General features: G+C 55.6%; 32 protein-coding genes. 21 read left to right on the forward strand and 11 right to left on the reverse strand.

The window, feature by feature from the left end; genetic code table 11:
• Nucleotides 1–11 precede the first annotated feature (11 nt).
• Together ACR0AM_RS17665 and ACR0AM_RS17670 are read right to left on the reverse strand one after the other, a co-directional pair.
• Nucleotides 12–230 carry a GDCCVxC domain-containing (seleno)protein gene (locus ACR0AM_RS17665; RefSeq protein ID WP_237215937.1) on the reverse strand — a complete coding sequence of 73 codons (219 nt, stop codon included), beginning with the start codon at nucleotides 228–230 and terminating at the stop codon, nucleotides 12–14.
• A gap of 4 nt (nucleotides 231–234) precedes the next feature.
• On the reverse strand, nucleotides 235–558 hold the full coding sequence (locus ACR0AM_RS17670) for a hypothetical protein (RefSeq protein WP_170418031.1): 324 nt from the start codon (nucleotides 556–558) through the stop codon (nucleotides 235–237).
• Nucleotides 559–703: 145 nt separating this feature from the next.
• On the opposite strand from ACR0AM_RS17670, the gene ACR0AM_RS17675 reads away from it, so the two are divergent.
• On the forward strand, nucleotides 704–1,123 hold the full coding sequence (locus ACR0AM_RS17675; RefSeq protein WP_170417953.1) for a MerR family transcriptional regulator: 420 nt from the start codon (nucleotides 704–706) through the stop codon (nucleotides 1,121–1,123).
• Between the two features lie 263 nt (nucleotides 1,124–1,386).
• Here ACR0AM_RS17675 and ACR0AM_RS17680 read toward each other — a convergent pair whose 3' ends face one another.
• The 3 genes from ACR0AM_RS17680 to ACR0AM_RS17690 form a co-directional block, all read right to left on the reverse strand.
• Nucleotides 1,387–2,340, reverse strand: coding sequence for a LuxR family transcriptional regulator (locus ACR0AM_RS17680; protein WP_170417956.1), 954 nt, complete (start codon nucleotides 2,338–2,340; stop codon nucleotides 1,387–1,389).
• Between the two features lie 187 nt (nucleotides 2,341–2,527).
• Nucleotides 2,528–3,817, reverse strand: a complete 1,290-nt coding sequence (locus ACR0AM_RS17685; RefSeq protein ID WP_170417959.1) for a helix-turn-helix domain-containing protein — start codon at nucleotides 3,815–3,817, stop codon at nucleotides 2,528–2,530.
• 367 nt (nucleotides 3,818–4,184) lie between these two features.
• Nucleotides 4,185–4,907: a hypothetical protein gene (locus ACR0AM_RS17690; RefSeq protein ID WP_170602107.1), complete on the reverse strand. Its 723-nt coding sequence runs from the start codon at nucleotides 4,905–4,907 to the stop codon at nucleotides 4,185–4,187.
• A 155-nt stretch (nucleotides 4,908–5,062) separates the two neighbouring features.
• On the opposite strand from ACR0AM_RS17690, the gene ACR0AM_RS17695 reads away from it, so the two are divergent.
• The 19 genes from ACR0AM_RS17695 (at nucleotide 5,063) to ACR0AM_RS17785 (ending at nucleotide 19,666) form a co-directional block, all read left to right on the forward strand.
• Complete coding sequence (locus ACR0AM_RS17695; protein WP_142638830.1) at nucleotides 5,063–5,419, forward strand: hypothetical protein; 357 nt, start codon at nucleotides 5,063–5,065, stop codon at nucleotides 5,417–5,419.
• Nucleotides 5,420–5,467: 48 nt separating this feature from the next.
• Complete coding sequence (locus ACR0AM_RS17700; protein ID WP_170417964.1) at nucleotides 5,468–5,881, forward strand: thermonuclease family protein; 414 nt, start codon at nucleotides 5,468–5,470, stop codon at nucleotides 5,879–5,881.
• A 473-nt stretch (nucleotides 5,882–6,354) separates the two neighbouring features.
• Complete coding sequence (locus ACR0AM_RS17705) at nucleotides 6,355–6,978, forward strand: hypothetical protein (protein WP_152460688.1); 624 nt, start codon at nucleotides 6,355–6,357, stop codon at nucleotides 6,976–6,978.
• Nucleotides 6,975–7,400 (forward strand): TSCPD domain-containing protein, encoded by a 426-nt coding sequence (locus ACR0AM_RS17710; RefSeq protein ID WP_152460687.1) that lies wholly within the window; start codon nucleotides 6,975–6,977, stop codon nucleotides 7,398–7,400. The genes ACR0AM_RS17705 and ACR0AM_RS17710 overlap by 4 nt, the downstream gene beginning before the upstream one ends.
• The gene (locus ACR0AM_RS17715; RefSeq protein ID WP_152460686.1) at nucleotides 7,397–8,041 is read left to right on the forward strand and encodes a lytic transglycosylase domain-containing protein; all 645 of its coding nucleotides are present in this window, start codon (nucleotides 7,397–7,399) and stop codon (nucleotides 8,039–8,041) included. The genes ACR0AM_RS17710 and ACR0AM_RS17715 overlap by 4 nt, the downstream gene beginning before the upstream one ends.
• Nucleotides 8,038–8,319, forward strand: a complete 282-nt coding sequence (locus ACR0AM_RS17720; RefSeq protein WP_152460685.1) for an HAD family hydrolase — start codon at nucleotides 8,038–8,040, stop codon at nucleotides 8,317–8,319. Before ACR0AM_RS17715 ends, ACR0AM_RS17720 begins: the two co-directional genes overlap by 4 nt.
• A gap of 3 nt (nucleotides 8,320–8,322) precedes the next feature.
• Nucleotides 8,323–8,601 carry a VirB3 family type IV secretion system protein gene (locus ACR0AM_RS17725; RefSeq protein WP_152460684.1) on the forward strand — a complete coding sequence of 93 codons (279 nt, stop codon included), beginning with the start codon at nucleotides 8,323–8,325 and terminating at the stop codon, nucleotides 8,599–8,601.
• A complete protein-coding gene (locus tag ACR0AM_RS17730; protein ID WP_170634634.1) occupies nucleotides 8,594–10,960 on the forward strand; it encodes a VirB4 family type IV secretion/conjugal transfer ATPase in 2,367 nt (788 codons plus the stop codon). Before ACR0AM_RS17725 ends, ACR0AM_RS17730 begins: the two co-directional genes overlap by 8 nt.
• A complete protein-coding gene (locus tag ACR0AM_RS17735; RefSeq protein ID WP_170425207.1) occupies nucleotides 10,957–11,094 on the forward strand; it encodes a hypothetical protein in 138 nt (45 codons plus the stop codon). The genes ACR0AM_RS17730 and ACR0AM_RS17735 overlap by 4 nt, the downstream gene beginning before the upstream one ends.
• Nucleotides 11,094–11,840 carry a type IV secretion system protein gene (locus ACR0AM_RS17740; protein WP_152460682.1) on the forward strand — a complete coding sequence of 249 codons (747 nt, stop codon included), beginning with the start codon at nucleotides 11,094–11,096 and terminating at the stop codon, nucleotides 11,838–11,840. Before ACR0AM_RS17735 ends, ACR0AM_RS17740 begins: the two co-directional genes overlap by 1 nt.
• Nucleotides 11,837–12,337: a hypothetical protein gene (locus ACR0AM_RS17745; RefSeq protein WP_152460681.1), complete on the forward strand. Its 501-nt coding sequence runs from the start codon at nucleotides 11,837–11,839 to the stop codon at nucleotides 12,335–12,337. Before ACR0AM_RS17740 ends, ACR0AM_RS17745 begins: the two co-directional genes overlap by 4 nt.
• A complete protein-coding gene (locus tag ACR0AM_RS17750; RefSeq protein WP_152460680.1) occupies nucleotides 12,334–13,389 on the forward strand; it encodes a TrbL/VirB6 family protein in 1,056 nt (351 codons plus the stop codon). Before ACR0AM_RS17745 ends, ACR0AM_RS17750 begins: the two co-directional genes overlap by 4 nt.
• 17 nt (nucleotides 13,390–13,406) lie before the next feature.
• Nucleotides 13,407–14,051: a VirB8 family type IV secretion system protein gene (locus tag ACR0AM_RS17755; RefSeq protein ID WP_152460679.1), complete on the forward strand. Its 645-nt coding sequence runs from the start codon at nucleotides 13,407–13,409 to the stop codon at nucleotides 14,049–14,051.
• The gene (locus ACR0AM_RS17760) at nucleotides 14,051–14,866 is read left to right on the forward strand and encodes a TrbG/VirB9 family P-type conjugative transfer protein (protein WP_152460678.1); all 816 of its coding nucleotides are present in this window, start codon (nucleotides 14,051–14,053) and stop codon (nucleotides 14,864–14,866) included. Before ACR0AM_RS17755 ends, ACR0AM_RS17760 begins: the two co-directional genes overlap by 1 nt.
• Nucleotides 14,866–15,546 (forward strand): hypothetical protein, encoded by a 681-nt coding sequence (locus tag ACR0AM_RS17765; protein ID WP_152460677.1) that lies wholly within the window; start codon nucleotides 14,866–14,868, stop codon nucleotides 15,544–15,546. Before ACR0AM_RS17760 ends, ACR0AM_RS17765 begins: the two co-directional genes overlap by 1 nt.
• Nucleotides 15,547–15,557: 11 nt before the next feature.
• Nucleotides 15,558–16,391 (forward strand): TraB/TrbI/VirB10 family type IV secretion system protein, encoded by an 834-nt coding sequence (locus ACR0AM_RS17770; protein ID WP_170575215.1) that lies wholly within the window; start codon nucleotides 15,558–15,560, stop codon nucleotides 16,389–16,391.
• Nucleotides 16,392–16,596: 205 nt separating this feature from the next.
• Nucleotides 16,597–17,610 (forward strand): ATPase, T2SS/T4P/T4SS family, encoded by a 1,014-nt coding sequence (locus tag ACR0AM_RS17775; RefSeq protein ID WP_152460675.1) that lies wholly within the window; start codon nucleotides 16,597–16,599, stop codon nucleotides 17,608–17,610.
• A gap of 12 nt (nucleotides 17,611–17,622) precedes the next feature.
• Nucleotides 17,623–17,781, forward strand: a complete 159-nt coding sequence (locus ACR0AM_RS17780; RefSeq protein ID WP_152460674.1) for a DUF4177 domain-containing protein — start codon at nucleotides 17,623–17,625, stop codon at nucleotides 17,779–17,781.
• Entirely contained in the window at nucleotides 17,774–19,666 is a 1,893-nt protein-coding gene (locus tag ACR0AM_RS17785) for a type IV secretory system conjugative DNA transfer family protein (protein ID WP_152460673.1), read from the forward strand. Before ACR0AM_RS17780 ends, ACR0AM_RS17785 begins: the two co-directional genes overlap by 8 nt.
• 214 nt (nucleotides 19,667–19,880) lie before the next feature.
• Here ACR0AM_RS17785 and ACR0AM_RS17790 read toward each other — a convergent pair whose 3' ends face one another.
• The 3 genes from ACR0AM_RS17790 to ACR0AM_RS17800 all read right to left on the reverse strand — a co-directional run bounded on the left by ACR0AM_RS17790 (nucleotide 19,881) and on the right by ACR0AM_RS17800 (nucleotide 21,636).
• Nucleotides 19,881–20,240 (reverse strand): c-type cytochrome, encoded by a 360-nt coding sequence (locus ACR0AM_RS17790; protein ID WP_170418003.1) that lies wholly within the window; start codon nucleotides 20,238–20,240, stop codon nucleotides 19,881–19,883.
• Between the two features lie 224 nt (nucleotides 20,241–20,464).
• The gene (locus tag ACR0AM_RS17795) at nucleotides 20,465–20,932 is read right to left on the reverse strand and encodes a DUF411 domain-containing protein (protein WP_170417767.1); all 468 of its coding nucleotides are present in this window, start codon (nucleotides 20,930–20,932) and stop codon (nucleotides 20,465–20,467) included.
• A gap of 74 nt (nucleotides 20,933–21,006) precedes the next feature.
• Nucleotides 21,007–21,636, reverse strand: a complete 630-nt coding sequence (locus ACR0AM_RS17800; protein WP_170417770.1) for a cation efflux transmembrane domain-containing protein — start codon at nucleotides 21,634–21,636, stop codon at nucleotides 21,007–21,009.
• Nucleotides 21,637–21,710: 74 nt separating this feature from the next.
• Between ACR0AM_RS17800 and ACR0AM_RS17805 the strand changes: the two genes are divergently transcribed.
• The gene (locus ACR0AM_RS17805) at nucleotides 21,711–22,127 is read left to right on the forward strand and encodes a MerR family transcriptional regulator (RefSeq protein WP_170417773.1); all 417 of its coding nucleotides are present in this window, start codon (nucleotides 21,711–21,713) and stop codon (nucleotides 22,125–22,127) included.
• A gap of 209 nt (nucleotides 22,128–22,336) precedes the next feature.
• Here the strand turns inward: ACR0AM_RS17805 and ACR0AM_RS17810 are convergent, their stop codons facing one another.
• From ACR0AM_RS17810 to ACR0AM_RS17820, 3 genes are all read right to left on the reverse strand, one after another.
• Nucleotides 22,337–23,374 (reverse strand): hypothetical protein, encoded by a 1,038-nt coding sequence (locus ACR0AM_RS17810; protein WP_170417776.1) that lies wholly within the window; start codon nucleotides 23,372–23,374, stop codon nucleotides 22,337–22,339.
• Nucleotides 23,375–23,461: 87 nt separating this feature from the next.
• The gene (locus tag ACR0AM_RS17815; protein ID WP_170417779.1) at nucleotides 23,462–25,297 is read right to left on the reverse strand and encodes a relaxase/mobilization nuclease domain-containing protein; all 1,836 of its coding nucleotides are present in this window, start codon (nucleotides 25,295–25,297) and stop codon (nucleotides 23,462–23,464) included.
• On the reverse strand, nucleotides 25,294–25,713 hold the full coding sequence (locus ACR0AM_RS17820) for a hypothetical protein (protein ID WP_170417782.1): 420 nt from the start codon (nucleotides 25,711–25,713) through the stop codon (nucleotides 25,294–25,296). The genes ACR0AM_RS17815 and ACR0AM_RS17820 overlap by 4 nt, the downstream gene beginning before the upstream one ends.
• Nucleotides 25,714–25,744: the final 31 nt, after the last annotated feature.

Here is a 25,744-nt window from a genome sequence, read left to right on the forward strand (position 1 = left end):
CGGTCGCCGTATCAACCGCAGCATTTGTCGCCCGCCTGAATTGGCGGGCATGGGGCCGATCCGTAGGAACAGTAGACGCAGCAATCGCCGGGAAGTGGCTTCAGGACTTTTCCGCAAGATGTGCATTCGTAGAACCACTGGCACGCGTCTGTTGGCATCGTTTCAGGCCTTGAATGTCCACATTCCGGGCAGATGATCGTGCTGACAAGGTTCGGGTGCTTTTCACTCATGGCGTCACATCAAGGTTATCAGGAAATCATTTATTCGGATTTCGTTGAGCACGATAACCCAAGCGATGGCCGTCAACGCAAAACTGCCTGTCAGCCACCATTTGAAGCGGTCGAGCGAACCACGGCGATACGCGACGATGCCAGAGAGAAACAGCAGGGCCGTCGAACCGCCGAGCACGTAATAACTCGCGGCGGCGATCTTGCCGAATACGGCCAGCCAGCTCCCTCCCAAGCCAAGCAAAATCAAGGCCATCGGCAAGATGCAGCAGGTCGCAACGCCAAGTGCGGTAAACGATCCAAGAAAGCTTGCGCCAACAAACTTGCTCATGGTCAGCTTTCTCCGGCTTTGACGAACTCGAGCGGAAGCCGGTTCGACTTCCTCGATTTTTGCTTCGCGCGGTATGTGAAATTCGACATCATGACCGACAACATGCACCCTGTAGTAGCTACAGGTTCAAGGGAAAGGTCATCACATGATTGCGATTGGCGAAGCGGCGAGATTGACCGGTCTGTCGGTCGAGACGATCCGCTACTACGAACGGGAAGGCATAGTCGAGAAAGCCGGTCGAACCGCCTCGGGACGCCGCGCATACACGGAACGGGAAATCTCCGAGCTCAGATTCATCAAACGCTGCCGCGATCTTGGCTTTACCATTCAGGGTGCATGCGCACTTCGCGAATTGTCCAAAGCGCCCGAGCAAGCTTGTCGTGACGTCGAAGACGTCGCAACAAGACATCTCGACAACGTCAGGTCAAAAATCGCCGCCCTCCAACGGTTGGAGCAAGCACTGGCAGAACTTGTGCAGACCTGCACCGAGGGTACGGCCTCATGCCCCCTGCTAACGGCGTTGCTCAACGAGCCTATCGCCAAAGAAAAAATAAACGACACCTAATTGCAACGCCCGGAAAGGATCGAATCTGGCCAACTCAGTTTGCGGAAAGACTACAATGCGGCTCAAATCCGGCTCGCTCATCATTACCCACCCCATGCCCGAACTCTCTGCCTGTCCTCATCGCAGGCGAGAGTGACATTCCTGAATTGCTCATGGGTGACATTTGAGCTTTGCGGCTACAGATTGCGGAAGCATAAGTGAAATTATGTGAAACTTGCCCCTGCTCACAATTTTGCAAATCAAGCGGTGCACGTGGGCCGAACTCAGAGATGCCTGATCCACACGCATTGATCCCGGTTGGGTCCAAGTTCTTCGAGGATCCTTTCAGCATCCAGATTGAAGTCTTTGGCAATTTCCTGGACCTGAACCGCCTGAAAGCTATCCAAGTTCCGCACCGTTCGACCATCTTCAAAGGTGATCAACTCGTGTGATCTTCCAGACCAACGCACGATCCCGCCGCAAAGGGTCTGTCCTTCAACATCCGCAAGTTCGGCGACCGGGTCGGCAAAGAAATCGGTCCATTTAAGAATACCTGTGCTGACAGCTCTCGCCACTGCTTGTTCCGTTGTCCGGCACTTGAGTTTTGTGACGATCGAAGACGTCAAAGCATGCACCATCCTGGAGGAGAGCCCCGTCTGGCCAGCAACTACGGATGGGATCAATCCTGATGCGAGCATCTTCAGAACATCCATCTCCTGATCGGACAACGCATCCGTAGGAAAGTTGAAAACTGTATCAATCACATCGAGCGCGAGTAGATGCAGGACCTGCGCTTCGTGGCGAAGGGCAGGGAGCATACTCCCGACCAAGGCGTCCCAGTCGGATCGGCGCAGGTTGGAGGTAACCGTAAAGACACCACGCTCCCCAAACGGATTGATAACCGGAATGGATAGTCCGTGCTGACCCACACCAAATTTTCTCGCTGCATCGAATAGCGGTGCGTGTTCACGCTGATCATCAAACACAGCCCAATCAATTGGTGCGATCATTGCGGCGCCAAACCGGATGAGGGGATCGACCAGGACCATGTCGTTGTCGACGTAGTGCCTGACCCATTCGGCCGGGAACGTGGTGCAGCCGTGGACAACGTTGTGATGCTTGTCGATATGGGCGTAGGACGCATTCTCCAGTCCGAACCTCGAACAAATTTCCTGAAGGCGCGCCTCCCCGGTCTGCCTGAAATCCAGTTCAGAATTGCCAATGTCCGCGATTTTCATAGATCGTCTTTCTGTTCCGCGTTGCCGTCGAGGCCGCTTAGCAACCTAAAGCTGAACAAACCACTCGGGAATTCCCGTAGCCAATCATGCATTTGAATACAGTTCTGTTCTGGAGGCGGAAACGGAGCGAAAACCTGCCGATGAGACACATGAATTGGAGAAGCTGGCGGCTCATAACCCGGCACGGCTAAAACCCGCTGCAGTGATCTTGCGGAAGCCCGTCTTCCTCCTCTCGGGCTCTACGCGCCAAAAGCCCCATGAAACTGGAAATCAGGTTCAGTTCACCGCGCTCATCTGCGTGCACCATACCGCGCAGATATCCGCCCGGATTAACCACTGGCGGCAACCGTGGATCGCTCAGCCTCGCGTCTGTGATCAACCCGGCCAGGATTGCACCCATCACGGTCAATCGGTCAATCGCCGTACGCCAAGCCGAGGCATTGGCGCCGATCTCCGACAATCGCGACCAAACGCCGGTCTCAATCGCGTAGAGCGACGGGCTGGAATTCTGATCTCCGCCACCCGCGATATCGATATGCATGCGCAGCTCGGGTGAGGCCAGTTCATATAGGATGCGGTTATTCACCCGCGGTAGTTTTTGGGCCTTGCGCGATGCCGTATCTGTCGGATGATTGCTTTCTAAGCAATGCGGAGGGCCGTCAGGCCCGGAGCCGGAACAATCTGGTTCCGAGGCTTTTGCCGAGGACATTGAACTCTCGCCATCGGCGTTACAGGACAGAATTGTTTCTTCAATTTGGTCTTGTATATGGCACCCGAAACAAGCTTCGGGTTCACCCGAAATTTCACCGGGTTTTGCGACATGCTCTTCGATCCGGCTCCAAAGGTCGTAAGCCGCCTGAACATGTAGCTTGAGCGCCTCCAGCGTCATGTATTTCAACTTGTCGGCGCGCGGCCAGGATCGAAGTTCCTCCTTCATGCCTTCCAGACTTTCAGGAGGGCAGGGGAGTAAGAGAAGCACGGCCAGACTATGTTTCACATATCGGTAAAGCCGTGATCGATCCCCGCGCAGCTCGTCCTGTTCTTTCTTCTCGGCCTTGCTGCGCACGTCCGCGTCGCGCATCTCGGGAATGAGGTTCAGGGCAGGGGTCAGGAAGAGTCCAAGCTTCTTGCGCTTACAGCGCGCGCCATTTGCGCCAAGCCTGCGTTCGATCAGACCAATCCTTTCCAGCTCACGTTCGTGATTGTGGATTGTCCGATCTGTCACGCCTCGCCCGGCAATGAGGGTTTCCTGGCGCGCGTAGCAAAAGGGTTCCTGAGACGGGTCTCGAAAAGCACATGGCGTAATCATATCGATGATGATCTCTAAGGTGCGAATACACTGGGCTGATGCGCCTCTGATCTGCGCATATCCCACGCAGAGCTGACGTAACCTGTCACGGTTCCAGCCCTCAGGAAGGCCGTTGTGAAAGCGAATATTATCGTGGTGATGGGCGGATGCGATCTGCCGAAAGCTCATGGATTTGGCCTCATTTGGCAAAGGTCAGTGTTGATATCGCGGCTTCGCGGGGCAGGGTGTTCGGAATGGTTCAACGGTCTCATGGTCTGCTTCTCATTGGGGAAGCAAGGCGGCTCGAACCTCAGCAAAAAGACACAGAAAAACCGTTCGCACAGATGCGTTTGTCCTTGTCAGTAATTTTGGAGTTTCCTATAAATCAGGTGATCAAACGTGACTTAAGAAGATCCCCGCTGAGGCCCCGCCTTGCGGGGGTTTTTGTTTCTGGGATTAAGTTTTTCCTCCGGGCCAATCGGCCTGGTTTAAAAATGCAGCTGGCGATTTTTGGTGGCATAGCCAGGAGCAACGCGTTGTACCGCAGGTCAGCACCTCAATATCGGATGAGTTCGTAGTCGCTGAACCCGAATGTGTCGGTCCACTCGACGCCAACGCCGCGGAAGTAGCTGGGAGGTTCACAGCGATTGCCCAGTGGCAGCCAGTAAGGGATTGGGGCAGGAGCGCGCTCGGACCAGCGAAAATTCGTATTATCGTCGTAGGTGCCAACCACAAGATCAAGCGAACGCTCGCAATCTCCCTCCCTTGAACGACGGCGATAGCTGTAGTGGCGCACATCCCAAACCCTGATGGATCTCACAACGTCGAAATCGGAAGAAGAAAGATCGACGCTGATCGGGGTGGCTTGGAAACCGTCACCGTATTGGCCGTGATGTGCATCGATCCTTCCTATCGAGATCGCTGCGTCTACCAGTATTGGCTTAGCGGTGTCATCCGATGGAAGCTCTGGAACTGGGCTAGCACTGGTGCGCTTGATGGCTTCCAACCGTTCCATAGGACCCAAGTCCGAGGGGCTGTGTGACGTATTCATCGGACAGCGCCAGAGTTGAAGCGGCGGTTCGACCGGGTAGGGTGTGATGCGCCGAATGAACTCCGCCTTGGCTGCGACGCAATCAGCCGAACTTGGCCAACCCCCGGCGAGGCAAAGGAATATGGCACAGTCAATTGGATAGGCACGAGCCTGCGTGGCTGGCAGTGCAGCGAGTGCAACTGCAAGGGCCTTCGCGCGAGTTCGATTTCCGGATTTTGAGTGTTTCAAGATGGTCTCTCCTGCTTGCGAATCGCCTAAGCAATATCCGGCCAATATATTTCTGACAATCCAATATCGTATATTGGCGGGTTTTCTTATATTGACGTAGATTGTGTTTTAGTCCACAACTTTTGGATGTAGAAGACGGCCCATAGGGGGTCGTCATGGCGGACAACAAGAGACAATACACTGTGGTAACCATCGAGATGGTCCGGGGCCTGAAAGAGGATCAGGTTCCCTTTACATGCCGCTACGAATTTATCGGACTCGCTTCCCTTGGACGACCTAAGTACCACTGCATTTACAGCTCGCCGAACTATGTCGGGGCCTTGTGCAAGTCGAAGATCTCTCGAGCGGGCGCTGAGCCCAGAGAGTTCGATCTTTGGCCGGGCCTCTTCAAGCATCATCAGGAATTTGGTGATGGGCGCATTCTCTGCGTCAAATCAGACTATACGATCGAGTCGATTACCCCAGAGGGTCTCGAAGCAGCTCAGGCCCTGGACGCGAAATCCAAAACCTGATCGGTCACGTTCGAGAACCCGGCTCATCAAAATGCTGGGGCAGGGCGCATGAAACGGCTCTTGTTTCTCAGCGCTGCACTCGCGTCCTTGTTCATTGCTGCAGTTTGGATTGAACCAGCTAGGAAAACAAAGACTCTCGGCGCATCCGAGGTGATTGCCGTTGACGGTGACACGATCGACCATGGTGACGACCGATACCGGCTTATTGGGTTTGATACGCCTGAGACATTCCGGGCTCAGTGCGATGCTGAGAGAGCTTTGGGTCTACGAGCCAAGGACCGGCTGACGGAGCTCATCAACTTCGCGGGCGTAATTGAACTTGAGATTGAGCTGCACTTTGACGTCCACGATCGCTTCTTGGCGCTTGGGCGCGTGTCTGGACAGAACGTCGGGGCCATCCTGATTTCTGAAGGTCTGGCGCGCCCGTACTCGGGTGGCAAGCGCCAGTCCTGGTGCGGCTGAAAGAAAGGATAAAACAACGATTTATGACAGCAGAGAGAAACGACTAAGCAATAAGCAGTCCTGCCGATTGCGCCAACAATCGACAGGACAAGAAACGCCCTTAATCCATCCGGGCATTCCTCCAACATCAAGAGAGAACTGTACTATGGTAAAAACAGTAGTCCGAGATGCCGGTCCTAGATTGGGCAGCACCGCGACAGAGTCAATGGGTGCAAACCTAGACAACGCGTCTGCACCTCCGATCCCTTAGCGCTGTCTGACGATTGAGGCGCGCGGGACATCCGAACGTTCCAGCCAAAACATCTGACTAAGAGATCCGAACCAGACATTGGTCTTTTGCGGCGCCACTGAAGGTTCAGTGCTGTGTCCCAGCACCCGATTCCCCACCGCTCAGATGACCTGAAGTCGACCCCATAATAGTAATTATGTAAAAACTACTGACCTATTTTTTGAAAGGCGGAAAGGTGATCACAGTGGCCTTCGACACTATCGAAAGCAAGATTGATCGGCGCTGGGTGCCTGCCGCCCAGAGCTTCGAGCAAGCCCGTAAGGACATTCTCACCGTAATCCGCCACCTTGCCGGAGAACGGTCAACCATCAAGCGCGGAATGCGCGAATACTGGCTGGAAAGCGATGCCCGCGCCACGGCTTTCGGAATCGCGCTCGAAATGTTCCATGTCCTCAATGATCTTGAGTATGTCCGTGCAAATCGGCTCTACAAAGCCTTGAAGTTGCACGCAGACGTTAACAAGGCGTTGGGTCCGAAAGAGCTGTTCCGCTTTGCTTCACCGGAAAAGGCCGCTGCGCTCATCCAAAGCAGCAGCCGAGCAAACTATGCCAACTCATACGCAACCCTGAAATTCGGTTGCGACCTGTCAGGCACAATCGACGCCGACACCGCGCGCGACGTTCTGAACCGGCATGAAGCCCTTTGGTTCGTTTACCCAAACGCCACCTATCACGTTCACCTGATCCGTGAGGGTGTCTGGCTGGACATCGTTATGCCGCTTGAAGTGGTCGTTGAGCTGCGCCTTGAAGTGGATTTCGCAATGCAAATCCGACAAGCGGAACTTGATGCGCAGGGAGCTTTGTCATGAACAAGCCTGCGCGCAAAGTTCTTCCTGATCGTCGGCTGGCTGAAACACGCCGCGTTGAAACTCCGCAAGGGCACACTGCCTTTGTCACCATCGGGTATGATCCGGCGTCGCCAATCAAACCCCGTGAAGTGTTCTATAGCGGCGGTTTTCGCTCTGGCAGCGACCTCGAATACCATCTGCATGATCTGTGCGTTCTGATTTCGCTGTTGCTGCAGCACGGCGTAGCAGCTTCGTTTCTGTCGCGCTCTATCGCTCGCAAGACTTCGGCCCTTGGTGGCGAAGAATACGCAAGTCTCGCAGGCTGGTTGGTGGATGCTGTCAGCATTCCGCCGTCCTGGACTGATGAGTACGTGGCCGCGACCGGCGACGAACAGAACCCCTCCAATTCCTCGCCAACTCAAGCAAAGGAGAAATCCGAATGATCGCAGCAATGCGGCCCCTTCTGCTCGTCTCCACGGCATTTGTGGCGACCGGCGCAAGCGCCCAGGTCATCGAATACGAGCCGGATGGCAGCGTGTTTCTGAACGGTGCGCGGGCAGAAATCGTCAATGGCGTCGTTCGGCCAATCCGGATGCGTGAGTACACGCTTGACGAAAAACCGGAAGCGCCGAAGGCCAAGCCACAGGAAAAGATCGAGATTGCGGGCAAGGCACCGCGGCCTCGCAGATCCTCGGGCGGCTGGTCGCAGGAGCGGATCGTCAAAGAAATCCACGCAGCGGCGGAACGCCATGACATTCCGGCCGAGTTGTTCATGGCGCTGGTCTGGCAGGAAAGCCGGTATCGGGCTGACGCTCTGTCACCCAAGGGTGCCTATGGCTTCGCACAGCTCATGCCCGGAACGGCGAAAGACCTGGGCGTGAACCCAAAGAACCCTGCAGAAAATCTCGACGGTGGTGCCCGCTATTTGGCGGCGCAGTACCGCGAGTTCGGAACCTGGAAGCTGGCGCTTGCCGCCTACAACGCCGGGCCTCACCGCGTCGTCGAATACGGCGGCGTCCCCCCCTTCACCGAAACCCGCAATTACGTGCGGATCATCCTAAGCAAAGTGAGCACTTCCTCATGAAAAGAACCCACTTCTACCAGCAGATGGCGTTTTTCGCGATCACTGCGTTCATCATCACAGCAGCGCCCGCCTCCGCTGGCTGGCTGCAAGATGCCATTGGCGATTTCATCAACGAAACGCTGGCCGACTCGAAGGTCGTTGGCGTCAGCCTTGCCGCTGTCGGCTTCATCTGGGGCTGTCTCGCCTACGTGTTCGGCTGGGGTTCGCTGAAAGGCCCGGTAATCGCTATCGTCGTCGGCGCTGTTATCGGCCTCGCTGATACATTCATCGGAGGCTGATTGATGCCGCGCCGCAATACGGTCTTTCGCGGCCTGAGCCGCCCCGCAGAATGGGGCGGCTTACCCGTGATCTATCTGCTGGTGATCCTCGGGATGACCATGCTTTCGTTCTTCATGTTCGGGATAGCGCCAGCAATCATTGCGGGTTTTGTTTTCTACACCGGGCTTCGCCTCTTTTACGAATGGGAACCGGCTTTCTTCCGCGTCCTGTCCGTAACCCTTTCCAAAACTCCGCGCACCAAAAACCGCCAGCATCATGGGGGAGATTACTATAGTGCCTAAGCCTGCTGCACAGGATTTGTGGACCCTTGCCCGCTCGTTGATCGAGCCGAGCTGGCGCAAGGATGAAATGAGCCTCTTTCAGATGTTGCCGTATGGCTATGTCGTGGACGATGAGGTCATTTCTACACGCAACGGTGGCCTCATCGCCGCTGCAGAAATCACCGGAATCAACGCAAACACGCTGGACGAAAACGAGTTCGAGTTCCTGGCCGAACGGTTTGAGCGTGTATTGCGCACGACACCCAATGAGGTGGCCTTTTATGTTCATCGACTGACCGTCCCAGCTGAGACTGGTCATGTCATCACAGATCCAACCGGCTTTGCCGGTGCAGTGGCGCAGGCCATGCGCTCAGCGTCCGTCGATGCAGAGCTGAAAGAACGCAAGATCATCATCAGCGCCATTCTGCAAAAGCGGCAGGATGAGCGGGCAAAACAGATGTTCGGCATGTCGTCTGGAACGATAGACGAGGAACGCCGCGAAATGATGGAACAGCTCGACGGTGTGTTCACAACACTGGCGGGCACGCTGGGCGAGGCCCGTATGCGCCGGCTGAAGCTCAGCGAGGGGCGTTGGCTCGGCTATTATGGAATGCTGTTGAACGGTCGGTATCAGCCGATCATTCACACGAACATTGCAGAACCCATCGCCTTCAACATGCCGCAAGAGGATGTGCTGTTTCAGGGCAAGCGCGGCAAACTGGTCACGGGCGACGATCAGGAACGCTCCATCCGTGTCTATTCCCTGAAGAATTACCCGATGGCTTCGTTCCCCGGCATTTTCGACGGGCTAGACCTGCCGGTTGATGTCGTGATTTCGCAATCCTTCCTGCCGATCAGCCGCGCCCAGGCGCAGGAAATGGAACGCCGCAAGTCGGGACAAATGCGCTCGGCAGGCGACAAGGCAAAGTCGCTTGAAGAGGATTTGTCCATTCTGGCGGACGGCATTGCCTCCGGCACCATGTCACTCGGCAAGCACCACCTGTCGATCTGCGTGTTTGGGAACGAGGAAGATCTGAAAACCGCCGAAAAACACATCATCGGTGAAATCCAGATTTCGGGTGGCACGGTGAAGCGCGAAGCGATGTCGGCCCGTGCCGTGTACTTCGCACAGCACCCCGGCAATTTCGCGTTCCGCGCCCGTGAAGAACTGATCACGGACCAGAACTTTGCGGATATGGTTGCGTTCCACATGCGCCCCAAAGGGTTGGATGCGGAAAAGCTACCTTGGCCGGGGCCATTGGCGACTTTCCCGACGACACACGGGGACAGCTACGATGTTTCGCTGCACCTTCCCAAGACCAGCAAAGACGCTGAAAACCTGCCCTCCGGCCACACAATCATTCTGGGGCCGAACGGATCGGGTAAAACTGTGATCGCGATGCTGCTGGCGACAATGGCGGTGGCACAGGGCGCGCGGATCATCGCTTTTGACAAAGACCGGGCAATGGAGGCTCCAATGCGGGCGCTCGGCGCACAGTACACCCGCGTCCGAGTTGGTGAACCAACAGGCATGAACCCATTTCAAACCGAGACGGATGAGGCTGGGCAAAGCTGGCTCGCCAATTGGGTCATTGCCCTATTGAGCTATGACGAACCACTGACCACCGATCAGAAGGATGAAATCACAAGGGCTTGCCAAGCCAATGCCACTTTGCCGCCTGCGCTTCAGAACTTCGATTCACTGGTGGAACGGTTCAGAGCCTTTGACGATGACAAGAACCTGTACAAGCGTGCAAGTGAATGGGCGGGCGAAGGCCGCTTGTCCTGGATGTTTGGCGAGGGTGGCTCAGATCCGTTTGCTGCTGGCGACCGTCATCTTGTGTTCGATATTTCTGAGGTTCTGGATGACGAATTGGTGCGGCTGGCATGGATCAGCTACGTCATGCGCCAGATTGAACGCCGCTGCGCCACCAAGATACCCACTGTCTTTGTGATTGATGAAGCATGGGTAATTGCTGGCAACCCTTATGGCGCTGGCATCCTCATAAATGCCTACACCACGTATCGGAAGCTGAACGTCATGATGATGATGATGACGCAGATCCCCGATCACCTCCTGTCGTCAGCGGCAAGTAAGTCGATCCTGGAAAACACCAGCACGCAACTCTTGTTCCCCTCTCGATCCGGCAATGAAGCAGACTACCGGGCAATCGGCTTGAACGATTCAGAGCTGGGCGCGCTGAGGGCGCATTTTGGCGACCGCGTAATGCTCATGAAGAAAGGTGATGAGAGTGTTTGGCTCGATGTCGATGTCGGCGCGCTCGGCCCGCTTCTTCGTGTTCTGAGCGGATCAGACGGAAAATCGTTCCCTGATCCTGACTGGCGAAAAAACCCCAACTTCTGGAAGGAAATCACATGAAAGCCCGCCTTGTCATCACCCTTGTAGTTCTGGCCGCTGTCTCGGCCTGCACCAGCACCTATTCGGGCTATCGCAGCAAATGCGCCTGTGACTTTGAGCGCATGACCTCCCCTGAAAACTTGGAGTTTGTCTGATGGATATTTCAAAGAAATTCCGCACAACCATTGCTGTTTCGGTTCTGGCCGCCCTGCCAGTTATGACGGCAGCCCAAGGTGTTCCGACCATCGACGCCACGGCCATTGCACAGGACGCAGCCAATTCGGCCCGCGAAGTCGCGGAAATGGTCCGCCAATACGAACAGCTGATGCAACAATATGAGAAGCTCGAGCAGCAGAGGGCACTGCTCGAAAACTCCCTCAAAACCATCAGTGGTCTGACGGATCTGGACCAGTTCAACAGCCGCAGCTTTCTGAAACTGGCAACGGCAGCTGACACGCTTGGATACGCCTTGAACGCGACCGAAGATACGATTGGCGATCTTCCAGGCGTCGCCGGACTCGCGATGGAACGCCGATCAATCAGCCTGGGGCTGAACAATGGAATCCTTAAAGAATTCAGTACGTCAGACGTGCCAGCCCGGCGCATTCTCTCGGAGCGAGGTGGCGCTGGCTTGATGGCATCGGCCTTGGGTGAGAATGGCTATGACATGGCCGGTCAGCTCTCCGAAGATGCAGAAAAGCTGCGCGGTGAAATCGGTCAGCAAGAAGATCTGAAGGATGCAATCGACTACAACACGGCGGTTCTCCTTAAACTCCTTCAGGTTGAAATTGAAATCTTACGCGCAACCTCGGCTAATGCTCTGGCGTCGGGCACGGATCTGGCTGCAACCGCTGCCGATCTTTCGACACTCAGCAACTATGTACGAGGAACCTCACAATGAAACTCCGCTCAACTCTCATCCTGACCATTGCAGCCGCCGCCGTTATGTCGGGGGCTGCATCGGCACAGGTGAAGCTGCGCCCATCACCCAAGGTCGATATGCCGTTCGGTGAATATCGTAAGTGCCTTGGGTACTCGGGTGCGCGTGAGTACGGTCGTCAATTCGTCAAAAACGATCAAGCGCGCATGGCCGAAGCGGGCCAATCCGCAGACAAGCAGCCTCTTGTGACCAACTGGTCGGTGGTGATCCTGAATGAACAGGTCATCGCTGCGCACGAGGCCACCATCGAGCAATGCATTCTGCGCAAATCTGGCGAGACCTTCAGCACCGAATGTCCGCTGGGCGGTTTAAGCCGTGAGGACGCCGCCCAAAAGGTCGGAGCTGACCAAGACGAGTTTTGGACCCAACCGTCCGACAATCTTGCCGCGCTGAAAAAAGAGCAACGGACCCGTCTGGAAGCTCTGCGCCCTGCAATTGAGGAGGCTTGTGGGCCGTGATCCAAGATTTCGTCAGCTCGATTGAGGCTGCGCTAAATAACTTCTCGCAGCAAGCATACAACAGCCTGGCGGCGGATCTAGCATCCGCCCTCTGGGCAATAGCCGCGCTGATCTTCGTGGCAATGCTGATCAACGGTGTGCTTCAAATCCGAGAAATCGGGTTTGGTGGCTATGTCGGCTGGATCATTCGGGCGACGATCATCATTGGTATGGCTTCTAGCTGGAGCTTCTTTCAACCCATTTATCAGGGCATTTCGAGCCTCCCAGACACGATTGCCGGAGAACTGACCGGCACAACAAATGTCTGGGAAGCACTCGATGACATTGCGCTTCAGTGTTTCTTGATGGGCCAGCAGGCTATTGAAAACGCAACCTGGGGTCTGAGCATCACCGGGGCTATTCTCTGGGTTGTTGGGGCTGTCATCGTTGCTTTTGGCACCGGCATGGCGCTGATCGCAAAAGGCGGTCTAGCGGTCCTGCTGGGTCTAGCGCCTGTTTTCATCGCAACGCTGCTCAGCTCGGCAACAGCCAATATCTTCGCAGCCTGGGCGAAAACGACTGTTGGCCTGATCATGGTCATCGTCGTTCTGACAGGCATCGTTTCTCTTATTCAGGCCCTTTTCAGCTCCGAACTGACCGCTGTTGAGGATGTGAACAATATGGAGGCCAGTGGCCGGTTTTTGGCGATCTGCATTGTTTCAATCGTGATGCTCACGCAGATCCCGTCGCTCGCGGGCGGGATGTCGGGTGCAATCGTTTCGGCATCCTCGGGTCTTGCCGTGGCAACTGGTGCTGCAGCAGCCGCAAGAAGTGCATTGGGCACTGCAAGCGACGGCGCAAGGGGTGCAGTAGCCGGTGGGAAAACTGCCGCTGCTATGGCTTCCGCAGCACGTGACGGGACTGGCGTTCGTGACAGCGCGTCTCGCGCAATGCAAGCGCGTCGGGACATAGCGCACAGAGCCCGAAATCAGGATGGGGCAGCTCGTCAGAGCTACGCCGCTGACCGTTACCGGCAGAGCATTCGACAAGCTCGCGCCAATAAATCTTCATAAATCGAGGTACAGAGCAAATGTCACACGTGACAGATCACGAAAAAGAACTCTTTCTGGGCGCACGCCGCGATGCCTTCAAATGGCAGGTATTCGGCATGGTCGGCATGGCAATGGGCGTGGCCTCTATGATTGGCTGGGCGATGCTCCTTCCCCTGAAGGAAATCCGCGCGGTGCCATTCTCCATTGATCCGGACACGAAACTGCCGGTCCTGCTGACTGAAAAAGTCGAAGAACTGGAACCTTCTGAGGCGATGGCCTTCCGTGAAGTCGCAAATTATGTGCGCGACCGGGAAACCTATGATGTCCAGGACAACAACGAGCGCCTGAAATCGGTGCTGCGTCGTTCTGATGAGCTGGCCGAAACGTCCTACCGCGAACTGTGGGACGGTTCGAACGACAACCATCCTGACGAAATCTATACGCCCAAGACAAAGGTGCAGACCGAAATTCTGGGCGTCTCGCCGGTCAACGATGAGACGGTGCAGGTCGAGATCCGCAAGTCCCTGATCGTGCCAAACCAAGCAACGGCCTCAGCCCGCTACGTGGTCACTGTGACCTACGGGTTTGAGGAAAAAATCGTGACGTCGATGGATGAGCTTCTGGAAAATCCGTTCGGCTTCGTCGTCACCAACTACCGCGTAGACGCCATAGGGAAGGTCTGATGCAGCGTTCTTTCAAAACACTCACCGCCACCGCCGCAGCAGTTTTGGCATTCTCTACGCCTCTGCTCGCTGAAATCACACCGACGCCAGACGGAAAGAATGCGGATCATCGCATCACGCATTTCCATTACGTCGAGAACCAGGTGTACCGCATCACTGTAGGTGAACGCCTGATTACCTATGTTCACTTTCCGCAGGGCGAGACCGTCCGCAGCATTGGCGCGGGCGACACTGAGAGTTTTCAGATCACCCGCCTGCAGGAAGGTCGCGTTATTGCGTTCAAGCCAGAAATCCTGAACTCGGATTCAAACCTGACCGTCCTGACCAATCGCGGGACATACAACTTCTATCTGGTTCCGGCCGAGAGCGCCGCCGAACGCAAACGTGTTCCATTTCGGGTCACGTTCTACAACAAAAACAACAGCGGCGGGACCACAACGCGTCGCGGCACAGTCGCTCGGAGCGAGCCGAAGCCAACTGGCCGGTTTGTGAACCAGAACTATTCGCGCTCGGGCAAAGCGGACTTTGCGCCCACCGCCGTGTGGGATGATGGCGTTCACACCTATATGCAAATCCCGCAGGATGCGGAGTTGCCGGGGATTTTCCGTGTCCTGCCTGATGGCCGCGAGCTGATGGTGAACACCACAGTCAAAGAGCGCGGCATTATCCAGGTGCAGGGCCTTTCCGACCTTTGGACACTGCGCATCGAAGACACTTCGATCTGTGTACGAAACGATGGCGACGCGTTTCAGCAGGCGAGTGCAACGGGCAGGCCCGTTACTTCACAGACAGTTAAACCGGGGGGCAGCAAGTAATGGATCGCAATCAGACAATTGCGGCACGGGCGGCGGCTGAACAGCCGTCGCAACGTGTCCGGAAGAAGTTCGACCCAAAGAAGCTGATAACCGTTGCGATCGCAGGAGCGGTGTTCCTGGGCTTTGTATGGTTTGTCATGGGCCATGAAAACAAAAGCACGAACACGGGTGTCCGCGTTGACGCTTTGCAACAAGGTGGTGGCGAGCGATACGGGCTTTTGACCGCACGGGGACCAGAGGCCGATGAGCCGGAACCAGAGGCTTTGCCCGAGGAAATTGAGGTGGCAACACCGGCAACAGTGCCGCAGGTCGATTCCGAAGGGCTGAAACAAGCCTTGAAAACTATCGAGCAACAGAACGGTCGGATTTCCGATCTGCAAGACGAGCTGACGGACGCCAAAGTTTCGCTGTCCGAAAAAGACGGTGAAATCGCAACGCTGAACCTGACCAATGAACGCCTTCAGGTCAGATATGATGAGCGAGAGAAGAAGTTCCAGACGGAACTTGCCCAGGCCATCGCAGATGCGGAGGCCCGGGCACTTGCCAGCGTAAGCCACCTTCAGGCGCAAGGTCTGACCGATGACGAGCGGCGCAGACTCGAAGAACTGAAGAAGATGCGCCAGCGGCAGAACCAGTCGGACGGCATTGTGTTCGATGAAAACCCATACGGCAGAAACTGATGGAGCTGACGATGAACAGAACAGCACTCACCCTCGCCCTGGTCACGTTGGCCTCAAGCGCGATGGCACAGGACGCACCCGGTCAAAACTACCAGCCGATCAATGGTGGATCGCAGCCGGTCATTTTCCAACCCTTCCCTGCAGCGCCGCAGCCGGTTCAAGTCCAGCCAGACGACACCCGCCTGCCTGAAGATCAACGCGGCTATCAGGAAAACCAAAACACGACATGGCAAAACAATCTGGTCGAAGAATATCCCCCCATCGTCGGGGCCTCGATCATTGACGATCCGTCGCGCACCCTGACGCAAGGCACGGTTTTGTCGGCTGTGTTCGGTGGCGCGGTCAGCTCGGAGTTGCCCGGCAGTGTCGTGGCGACGATTACACGTGGCGTCTACTCGATGGACGGCACGCGTTTGCTTCTGCCGCGCGGATCGAAGCTCTTTGGCGAGTATCGAGCGGACACGACATTGGCGCAAACGCGCATCATGATCGTTTGGAGCCGTGTCATCACGCCTGACGGCCTGTCAACTCAGGTCGGATCGGCTGGTACGGACGGTCAAGGCCGGACTGGTGCGACCGGCAGGGTGAACACACACTTTGGGAAACGGTTCGGAACTGCAGCGCTGTTGTCCATCATCGGCATTGCGCCGGTGGCACTGGTCTCTGACAACGATAGCAACAACTCGGTTCGCACTGATCTGGCAACGCAAGTGGGGTCTAACCTGCAGAACGCTACGGCAGCGGCGCTTGATGAATACCTGCGCATTACTCCGACAGTCTTTGTCGATCAGGGCAGTCGCATCAACGCCATCCTGCAGCGCGACGTTGTGTTCGATAGCTTCTGAGCGCGAGCCAATGAGCCGACCGCCTCAGCAGTCTTTCCGGCCGCTGCCAGCATGATCGAGTGCGGTAGCGGCCTTTTTTGAAGCAAATTCAGCACTTTTTGGAAGCAATGAATCTTATGTGGATGCCTTCGTGTTCGAGGCAAAGCCGAGATGCAGCGAAGGCAACCTCCAGTGTTCAAAAAAGTGCTCTACCAAGGACAAGAACATGAGCGGGCGGAACGGCAATAGCCTTCTGGAATACTATACAGGCAAGATCGAGCATCTGTTGCACGATGAAAGCCTGAGCGAAATTTCTGTGAATCCTGACGGATCGGTCTGGGTCGAAGAAATGGGCACAACACACATGACCAGGACAGACATTACTCTGAACAGAGATGATGTGGAAAACATCGGGCGCTGCGTGGCCGGATTCAGCGATGTGACATTCGGAGAAAAGAAGCCGATTGCGACGGCCAACGTGCCGACACAGCAGGGTAAAGCGCGGGTGCAGGTTGTGATTCCGCCAGCAACAACCGGCGTGGGGTCCGTGGCGATCCGCCTGCTCCGCGTGAAAACCGTCGATCTGGGCGCGTTCAGCTTCGCCAGCAAAGAGGCGGCGTTGGCAGAAAACAATGATCACAGCGCGCTTGAAAAGGCTCGGGCTGCTCTCGCTGCCGGAACAATGAACTTTGACGAGCTGGCCGACCTTGCGATGCTAAGCAAATGGAACGTGATCATTGCCGGGGGCACCTCGTCTGGCAAAACCACTGTTCTCAATGCAATGCTGAAGCGCGTCGATCCTGGCGAACGGATCGTGACGATTGAAGAAGTGGCCGAGCTGGACATCGAGCAACCCAATTCTGTCGATCTACTTGCTGACCGTTCCGAAGAAGATGGCCCTCGATCACCAACAAAGCTGCTGGAATCGGCGCTGAGGTTACGGCCTGACCGCCTCGTCTGCGGTGAAATTCGGGGCGACGACGCAAATATGTTCCTGGAACTGGTGAACACCGGCCACGATGGTTCTGTTTGTACCATGCACGCCAACTCACCAGTAGATGCCATTGGACGTATGAGCAAGATGGTGCGTCGCGGATCTCCGACCGTTCAAAAGTCAGAAGTGGTCGATGACATCCGGGCCACCATTCACATGATCGTTCACATGAAGAAAATCGGTGACGAACGGAAGGTCAACGGAGTGATCTTCCCACCCCTGATGACCGCTGATCAACTTATCTGAAGGAGAAATAGAATGAAAAAATTTGAGTATCGTAATGTCTTGATGCGGGTAGAGGAAAATGCAGGCGAGAAGTTTGCGAAGCTCGGGCAAGACGGTTGGGAAATGGTCGGCGTCGTACCTGCCGAGTTTGGCATCGTGTGCTTCTTCAAACGCGAGCTGACCGATGGCTGAGTTTCAGGATCTACCCAAAGGCAAGAAGGTCGCGATAGCCGGTACTATGGGCTTTATCGCTACCTCGGCTTGCGCGGTGTTGGTGGTCGGGCTGGCTCTCGAATACATCAACACCAGAGGCTTTCGCGGGCTGGACATCTGGGCGATCCCAGAGAAGTTCATGGCACAGCCTGCAGAGACGCAGCAGATCATGGGTCTGGTGGCGGTGGTCGCAGTGGGTGTTTTGACCTTTGCATTTGTGGCGGCTGCGCTGCGTGGTCCCTCAACGAAATACGGTGATGCGACCTTTGCAAAGGCCCCTCAGCTCGTCCAGGAAGGCTATGCGTCGGTTCTGAAGCTCAAAGACAAATTGGATAGTGAAATCGTGTTTGCCAAATTTGGTGAGCCAAAGGACAAAAACGCGATCTACTATAAGCCCGGCCCCGGTGTCCAAAAGCCGCACGCGATGTTCATTGCCCCGTCTGGTTCGGGCAAAACCAGCGGCTTTGTGATCCCGAATGTCCTGCGTTTCAATGGGTCTTGCGTCGTCCTGGACATCAAGGGCGAGATTTTCCAGACAACCGGCGCGCGTCGGGCAGCAATGGGCGATGAGGTTTTTATGTTCGACCCCGAGAACCCCGACAAAAGCCACAGCTACAACCCTCTGCGCCGCGCAGCACGTGCCGACAATCTGGACCGGCGATGGGAAGAAGTGATTCAGGTTGCAACTCAGATGTTCGACACGCCCAGCTCGTCCGCGCAGGGCTTTATGGGTGGTGTTGAAGGCATGTTCTGCGCAATGGCGATGCTGGCGATCAAAAGAAAGCGGCCATACATTTCCGAAGTCCTGCGCCTGGTCAAAACGACCAAGCAAAAGGACTATGAGAAAATGGCTGAAGAAGTTGGATATGCGCGAGCTGCAGATGAGTTTCTGAATCTTGCAGCCGAAGAATCCAAAATCCTGCGGTCAACGATTTCGGTTATGTTGAACTCCGGCCTGCAGCTCTGGCGCAACCCGTCGGTAGCAAGAGCCACGCAGGGCAATGACATCAACTTTGAAGATCTGCGTCGGCGCCCCAGCTCGATCTACTTTTCCGTGCCAGGGAAAAAGGTCAAAGAGTTCCGGACGCTCATTCGCCTGTTCTTCCTCGATCTGGTGAACACCATCGAAACTGTTGAGCCGGGCGAAGATGAGCCGTTCAAGGTTTTGATGCTGCTCGATGAGTTCCAACGCCTCGGCCATCTTGAGCGCGTTGTTGAAGCCTATGACACCATGCGATCGTTCGGGGGCAGGCTCGTGGTGATTTCGCAAACACTGTCGCGCCTACAGGACATTTATGGGCACGAGGGTGTGCGGGCGATGCTGGCAAACGCTGGAACCCAGATGTTTGCCGCCTCAGAGGATTCCGAAGTACGCGAACATGTGTCCAGGTCCATCGGGGACAAAACGGTCATAAGCAAGTCGAAGTCTCGAGCACTCGGCAAGATGGAAATGGGCAGCATATCAGAGCGTGAAGAAGGCATTCGGCTGCTCCGGCCAGAGCACGTTGGTCGTCTGCCGGAAAACGAGGTTGTGCTGATCCGCGAAGGCAAGATGCCCGTGATTGCGAACAAGATTCGATATTTCGAAGATCCTTATTTCATGCAGTTCCTTGGTGGCGACACGCCAAAGATCAAAGGGACACACCTGGATCTTGCTGAAGAGCAGGCCAAGGATACGGCAAAGGCAGTGGCTGATGCGAAACCGGCCCCTGCCCCGGTGAAAGAGGTTTCTGAAAAAGACCAGGAACTTCAGGCGGCATTTGATGCGCAGCGCACGGTCGCAAAGCGGAAAAGTCGGTCAGCGAAAGATATGGCGATGGAGAAAATGAAAGCCAAACGGGCTGAAAGTAGCGCCTTCACTTGACGGGGGTAACAGGACGCGGCCGAACCGGACCTTACTTCAATATGCAGAGAACGGCAGGAGAGAGCCCTAACCTGCTCGTGCTGCGACTTACATATATGTCCGCTTCCGTGAAGCTTACTAGAATGGCGCATTGTCAGCTTTATGCCTGCTGAGAATTGTCGTCATAGTATCGACAGCAAAAACACTCATCAAAAACCAACAGATTGACGACAGATCAAGGGAACCCCGCACGCATATAAACGATGATCTTCCAAAGGTCTTCTTCGCTCAGCGCTTCCTTGAAGGCTGGCATGTCTGTTCCGAAGCGTTCGCCGCCCTCGGAAATTGCCCAAAGAAGGTACTCGTCCCCCGACATCGGCATCTGAACGAACCATCGTAGGAGAGCGGGAGAGGGCGCGAGCGAACGTCCGGCTTCACCATCGCCCAAACCCTCAGCTCCATGACAGCTTGCGCAGTTTTCCGTATATAGCGTCTTGCCCTCCGAAACATTCTCGGGCGTTGCACGAATGGTGCTCCGAGCCCCGCGGTAGGCTGCGGGCACGTCCTCGTTCATATACGTCCAATGTCGTTGCATGCGCTGCTGCTGGCCAGGCCCCATATTGCCGTGCCCCCAACCACGCATGTGCTCAGACCTCATGTGGTTAGATCCCATTGGCCCGTGACCCCACCAATCTCCTCGTTGTTGTTGTGCGCAACCCACTGTAGCAATGGTGATAGACAGAACGCTTAAGGTAAGAGTGCGTAATCCAAGCTTCGTCATCTTCTCCTCCTTACTGTTTCCGCTCGATGAACGTCGCCTCAGGCCGCTTCGTAACTCTTGAACACCTCGGTGCTACCGTCCTTGAGGATCAAAAACACGTCGTAGGCCTCACGACGATCTTCCGGCCCCATCCCAGGGGAACCGTAGGGCATGCCAGGAACAGCAAGTCCAACAGCACTGGGTTGCTCCTCCAGCAGACGACGAATGTCTGCAACCGGCACATGCCCCTCGATCATATAGCCATCGATCTCGCCTGTGTGGCAGGACATCATTTCTTCGGGAATGCCGTTGTCCAATTTGTGGCGGACAAGCTGTGTTCCAAAGCTGCGCTCCTCGGTAATGCGAAAGCCTTCCTGCCGCAGGATGTCGATCCAAACCTGGCAACAGCCGCAGTTCGGATCCTTGAGAACACGGACGGAAGGCGTGTCTTGCGCAAACGCGGCAAATGGTACTGTGCTGGCAAAGCCAGCGGCGTAAGTCAGTACTTGGCGGCGTTTCAGGTTCATGGCGAGAGTCCTTGGTATTTCCAACTAAATTGAGCCGATTTCGTATCATTCGAGATCAAAGGTCATAATCCACGTCAAACATGCTCATGTTCGCCAACTTCCCGACGCTCGGCGAGCGCTTGGCGCACGATCTGGAAAGCAGAGGAAAGAAACAACGTTGCCATGACCGCCGCAACAATCAGGTCAGGCCAACCGCTAGCTGTGCCCCAGACGCCTAAAGCTGCAAACATAACGGCCACATTGCCAATGGCGTCATTACGCGAACATAGCCAGACAGAGCGCACATTTGCATCGCCGTCCTTGTAACGGACGAGCAAGAGAACACTTGCGAGATTGGTCATAAGAGCGAAAAAGCCAACGATGCCCATGATCTCGGCCTCCGGCACTCCGACATAGAACACCCGGTACACGGTCGATCCAAACACCCAAAGACCCATCAGCAGCAAGCTCACCCCTTTCGCCAGAGCGGCATTGGTGCGTGCACGGATTGAAGCCCCGATCACTGCCAGCGAGATACCGTAGGTCAAAGCATCCCCAAGGAAGTCTAGAGCGTCGGCCTGAAGTGCCTGAGACTTTGCATAGTGACCGGCAGTCATCTCGACGACGAACATCACCGCGTTCAGAGCAATGACAATCCACAGCCTCCTTTTGTAGTCGTCTGATACGCCGTCGAATTTGGCGTTGTGTCCGCAACATGCTGACATTGGGAAGCCCTTTTTGTATCTGTCGTGACCATAGTGTAGTGTCTCTAGTTACTAGAGGTTCAAGAGGTATTTTCATGTTTTCTATCGGGGAGCTTTCCAAGCGCACGAAGGTCAAAGTTCCGACTATCCGCTACTATGAGGAAATGGGCCTGCTTGCCGCACCAGAACGCACCGAAGGCAACCAACGGCGCTACGATGTGGCAGGGCTAGAGCGTCTCAGTTTCATCAAGCATGCACGCGATCTTGGTTTCTCAATTGAAGCGATCTCCGAATTGATTGTGCTTCAAGGCCACCCGGATCGTTCATGCCAAGCCGCAACGGACATCGCCGTCTCACAACTTTCCGAAGTAAGAGCAAAGATCAAACGACTACGGGCTCTTGAAAAAGAGCTGGTTCGGATTTCGAAGGGCTGTGATGACGAAGGAGTGTCAGAGAACTGCTATGTGCTCGCGTCTCTTGCCGATCATAAACTCTGTCACCACGATCACTAAACTATGAGCGGACATTGCTTTAGTCCCAGCGAAAGACTGTTTTGTCCGCTTCTTGCCTATTCAAACGTGGTGCAGCGAATGCCCGGAATGTCCAAGGACAAGAGTCCGTCCCAATCGGAACAGACCCCACATTACTCCAACCCGGTGGTCTCGCTGTTCCCGGCAACACATTCACCGGCGCGAACAATCATCTATCATGTCCTCCGTGGTTAAAGACTGTGTCCATCATACTCATGGACGTGGGTAGCCTGTTCGCGGGTATGGGCAATCTCTTGCACCACGGCGGCAATCTTGCTGGATGAAACTTGGTGCAGCTCACCAACAACGGCCTCCGCGCGCTCGTAGCTGTCCGGAACGCCTTGGCTGTTGAAATGGGCGGCAGCGGTGGAAATGTCCGCGTCTTTCCAAGTCGCCGTTGTGCCGATTGAAACGCTGTCATGATCGTTGTAGCGGGCCAGGAACTTGCTTCCGTCGAGACCGAAGCTGTGCGCGGTCGCCACAATGTCATCACGCACAGCCAGCCATTTTTCGGCTTCCGTGGGGTCCAGGTTGTCCAACTCGGCCGCATTCATGGATGTGGTGTAGCTGTCATCAGCCAAAGTGTATGCCTGCAGGTCGGTGTCATATGGGCGCAGTTCGGCAACATCGCCTTTCAACTCCCCGATCTGAACGTCCATTGCGGCACGCAAGTGTGGATCTTCGACCTCTCGTGCAAGAGCCTCCATGTTCTCGATGGAGTTCACGATGTCCTTGGTCTGCTGCTCGTAGTTCTCAAAGATGGCCTCCCCCAAAGCGGATTGCATATACTGAACATAGCGATCACCGGGCGACTGGTAGTCGTCGGACTCCTGAAAATCCTTGTCACCACTCAGATCCGCAAGGGACGAATAGTAAGGGTGATACAGATCGTATTCCTGAGCATCACTCATGTGCTGAGAAACCAAAGCCTGCATATCGTTCAGATCAACCGGCTCCCCTGACCGCTCCGCAGCTTCAAATTCGATTTTGAATTCTTCGACCAGATCTTGTTGCGCAGTATGTTCGTCAACACGGCGGTTGGCCTGGTCCTCGATGTCGAAGCTGTTTGAGGCGATGGCTGCACGATCAAAGCCCATCGCCTGCTGTTCTTTCCTGATGATGTCGATCTGCTCTGAAACGCGATCTTCACGCGGGGCGGATTGATCAAATCTGGAATAGGGTGCGAAGTGTTCGACTTCGTTCAAAAGATAGTCTGTACGCGAAACCATAGTTTTTCCTTTGCGAGTTGATGGAAAACTCTGTGATGGGTCTGCCTGGGGCGTTGGCGCGCGCATCAGGCAGACCGGTTAAAGTCCTTACAAGCTGTGCCCGTCATCGTCACCGCGCCCCTGCAAGAGCGGGTGCGTTGCGTGGGCGTGAACGTCTGAAAGTTCTTCTGAGATTGCGATGATCCTGGAAGACGCAAGCTGGTGCAGCTCGTCAACAACGGCCTCAGCGCGGTCGTGGCTGTCGGGTAATCCTTGCGCCTGGAAGTGGGCCGCGGCGGTCGAAATGTCGTCGCTGCGCCATCCCATTGTTGTACCCAGGGTGACGTTCTGATGATCGCCAAAGCGGGCAACGAACGCCTCGCCATCGAGGCCGTAGCTGCTGGCCGTGTCGGTGACTTCTTTGCGGATCGCTGCCCACTTGCCGGCCTCTGAATAATCCAAGACATCCATTTCGGCAGTGCCCATTCCCATCATCGTTGAATAGCGGCGGTCCTCGATGATGAAGGCTTGAAGGTCCGGATCGTTGGTGCGCAGGTCCGCAACGTCGCCCTTCAACTCGCCAATTTGAATATCCATAGCGACACGCAGATGAGGGTCGTCAACCTCACGGGCCAGCCCTTCCATCTTGTCGATGGATTGCAGCAATTCTTTGGTCTGAGTCTGGAAGTCCTCATAGGCCCCCTTGCCCAAGGTGTCCTGTATATAGACCTCGTACCGGCGTGCTGCCGGGGCATAATCAGCGGACGACTGGAACGCCTTGTCATCGACAATATCAGCAAGGGCAGACAGATACGGATGGCTCTGTTCGTTGTCCCGAACGTCGCTGATATGGGCAACAACCTGAGCCTTCAGCTCGGGTGCGATTGTTTCCTCAGAACCGCCTAATTCGATGTGTCGCCGCAAGTTGCTCATGACTTCGGGCGACACATAAGACGGGTCTCCTGGCTCGCCGTAATCATCAAAATGATGGGCTTGATCCAGCAGATGTTCCATTCTCGATACCATAGGTTCCTCACTTTCAACGAGTTGGATGGCAAACTCTTCGATCCGGTCTTTGACAGCGTTGGCGCGCTCATCAAACAGATCCGACATTCTTGCGATGGAGAGTGTCATCACATCACCGGCCATGTCGCGGGCCGTAACTTCAACCTCCGGAGTGCTTTCAACAACAGACAGTCCGGCCTGAACCTTCCACGTGTCGGTCTCAACTTCCTGCCGCAAACCGCGCTCAAGGCGGGTCGTTGCGGTCAGCTCAATTCCGTATCCTTCGGCAACCTCAACCTGGATAGAGCGCTGAACGTCGATGTTCATGTCGCTGCTCATACCCATAGCCAACCACTGCCCATGTTCCACGCCTCGGTTATTCACAACGATGTGGACATGGGGGTTGTCAGTGTCGTTGTGGAACACGGTCAGATAGTCCCAGGTATCGCCAAAATCACCGCTCCCAAACAGGCGATCCGCGAAGTCCAAACCGGCCTCATGCGCGGCATCCGGATAGGTGCCTTCGGGAAAAGAAACGATCATGTGACGGGTATAACCATAGTTGGTTTTCCCGTTGAAATCCTCGGCCCAGGTCTCGATCAGATCACTCACCTGATCGGCATCGAGCGGGGTCACACCATTGTCGCGGATGTCCAACACGCCCTCTGCCCTGACGGTCAGGTAATTGATCTGGCGGCGCAGCTCATGCGCTTTTTTCACCCCACCTTTGCGGACGTGTTTCACAACCGCCTCGGGCTTTCCAACCACAGCACCAAGCCGCGCCTTGATGGATGAGGCCCGCGAGATCATGAACTTCATGCGCTTGGCGGTTTGCAGCTGCTGGCTGATCTGCTTGGACCGATCGATACCCTTCTGCGCTTCCCGGAAGGCTAGCTCCAGAAAGTCCCCTGCCGTCAAATTGTGAGCCGCGACGTTCATGCTTCAGATGTCCTCTCATCGTCGCGCAAGATTCGGCGAATGGCGGAGTCTGGCTCTCGGTTTCGGCGGGCCGCGGTGATCAGCGCCTTCAGGTCTTGCCGGTGCTGGATGATCGCACGATGGAGGTTTTCGACATCGCGCCGGTCGTCATCGGTCCAGATCACCGAACCGCGTTTGGCCGATTTTGCGAGCTGATTGAGGTTGGTGTATCCACCCTGAACCTGCCGCAAGTGCGTCTGCCAGAGATCGACAACGGCCGGGTCAGGATCGAGATACCCGATCAGACGATAGATCAGTCGTTGGATGATCTGGTTGCGGCTCTTGGCCCCAAGCGACTGCACGGCCTCCTCCAAACGCACCAACGCATCTGACGGCAATCGAACGGAAAAGACAGTGGTGTCGCCGGGCTTGCTCAATGTATACCTCTGGTTGTTTTTATGACTTGTA

The organism is Ruegeria sp. AD9 (assembly GCF_056542305.1).

Coding starts and splice junctions, on each gene's coding strand:
- ACR0AM_RS17695 (WP_142638830.1), top strand. CDS start 5,063: ATGGCGGACAACAAGAGACAATACACTGTGGTAACCATCGAGATGGTC.
- ACR0AM_RS17800 (WP_170417770.1), bottom strand. CDS start 21,636: ATGTCAGCATGTTGCGGACACAACGCCAAATTCGACGGCGTATCAGAC.
- ACR0AM_RS17735 (WP_170425207.1), top strand. CDS start 10,957: ATGAAAGCCCGCCTTGTCATCACCCTTGTAGTTCTGGCCGCTGTCTCG.
- ACR0AM_RS17780 (WP_152460674.1), top strand. CDS start 17,623: ATGAAAAAATTTGAGTATCGTAATGTCTTGATGCGGGTAGAGGAAAAT.
- ACR0AM_RS17770 (WP_170575215.1), top strand. CDS start 15,558: ATGAACAGAACAGCACTCACCCTCGCCCTGGTCACGTTGGCCTCAAGC.
- ACR0AM_RS17675 (WP_170417953.1), top strand. CDS start 704: ATGATTGCGATTGGCGAAGCGGCGAGATTGACCGGTCTGTCGGTCGAG.
- ACR0AM_RS17785 (WP_152460673.1), top strand. CDS start 17,774: ATGGCTGAGTTTCAGGATCTACCCAAAGGCAAGAAGGTCGCGATAGCC.
- ACR0AM_RS17685 (WP_170417959.1), bottom strand. CDS start 3,817: ATGAGCTTTCGGCAGATCGCATCCGCCCATCACCACGATAATATTCGC.
- ACR0AM_RS17775 (WP_152460675.1), top strand. CDS start 16,597: ATGAGCGGGCGGAACGGCAATAGCCTTCTGGAATACTATACAGGCAAG.
- ACR0AM_RS17745 (WP_152460681.1), top strand. CDS start 11,837: ATGAAACTCCGCTCAACTCTCATCCTGACCATTGCAGCCGCCGCCGTT.
- ACR0AM_RS17765 (WP_152460677.1), top strand. CDS start 14,866: ATGGATCGCAATCAGACAATTGCGGCACGGGCGGCGGCTGAACAGCCG.
- ACR0AM_RS17725 (WP_152460684.1), top strand. CDS start 8,323: ATGCCGCGCCGCAATACGGTCTTTCGCGGCCTGAGCCGCCCCGCAGAA.
- ACR0AM_RS17805 (WP_170417773.1), top strand. CDS start 21,711: ATGTTTTCTATCGGGGAGCTTTCCAAGCGCACGAAGGTCAAAGTTCCG.
- ACR0AM_RS17815 (WP_170417779.1), bottom strand. CDS start 25,297: ATGAACGTCGCGGCTCACAATTTGACGGCAGGGGACTTTCTGGAGCTA.
- ACR0AM_RS17740 (WP_152460682.1), top strand. CDS start 11,094: ATGGATATTTCAAAGAAATTCCGCACAACCATTGCTGTTTCGGTTCTG.
- ACR0AM_RS17710 (WP_152460687.1), top strand. CDS start 6,975: ATGAACAAGCCTGCGCGCAAAGTTCTTCCTGATCGTCGGCTGGCTGAA.
- ACR0AM_RS17810 (WP_170417776.1), bottom strand. CDS start 23,374: ATGGTTTCGCGTACAGACTATCTTTTGAACGAAGTCGAACACTTCGCA.
- ACR0AM_RS17755 (WP_152460679.1), top strand. CDS start 13,407: ATGTCACACGTGACAGATCACGAAAAAGAACTCTTTCTGGGCGCACGC.
- ACR0AM_RS17680 (WP_170417956.1), bottom strand. CDS start 2,340: ATGAAAATCGCGGACATTGGCAATTCTGAACTGGATTTCAGGCAGACC.
- ACR0AM_RS17700 (WP_170417964.1), top strand. CDS start 5,468: ATGAAACGGCTCTTGTTTCTCAGCGCTGCACTCGCGTCCTTGTTCATT.
- ACR0AM_RS17715 (WP_152460686.1), top strand. CDS start 7,397: ATGATCGCAGCAATGCGGCCCCTTCTGCTCGTCTCCACGGCATTTGTG.
- ACR0AM_RS17665 (WP_237215937.1), bottom strand. CDS start 230: ATGAGTGAAAAGCACCCGAACCTTGTCAGCACGATCATCTGCCCGGAA.
- ACR0AM_RS17720 (WP_152460685.1), top strand. CDS start 8,038: ATGAAAAGAACCCACTTCTACCAGCAGATGGCGTTTTTCGCGATCACT.
- ACR0AM_RS17790 (WP_170418003.1), bottom strand. CDS start 20,240: ATGCAACGACATTGGACGTATATGAACGAGGACGTGCCCGCAGCCTAC.
- ACR0AM_RS17795 (WP_170417767.1), bottom strand. CDS start 20,932: ATGAACCTGAAACGCCGCCAAGTACTGACTTACGCCGCTGGCTTTGCC.
- ACR0AM_RS17760 (WP_152460678.1), top strand. CDS start 14,051: ATGCAGCGTTCTTTCAAAACACTCACCGCCACCGCCGCAGCAGTTTTG.
- ACR0AM_RS17670 (WP_170418031.1), bottom strand. CDS start 558: ATGAGCAAGTTTGTTGGCGCAAGCTTTCTTGGATCGTTTACCGCACTT.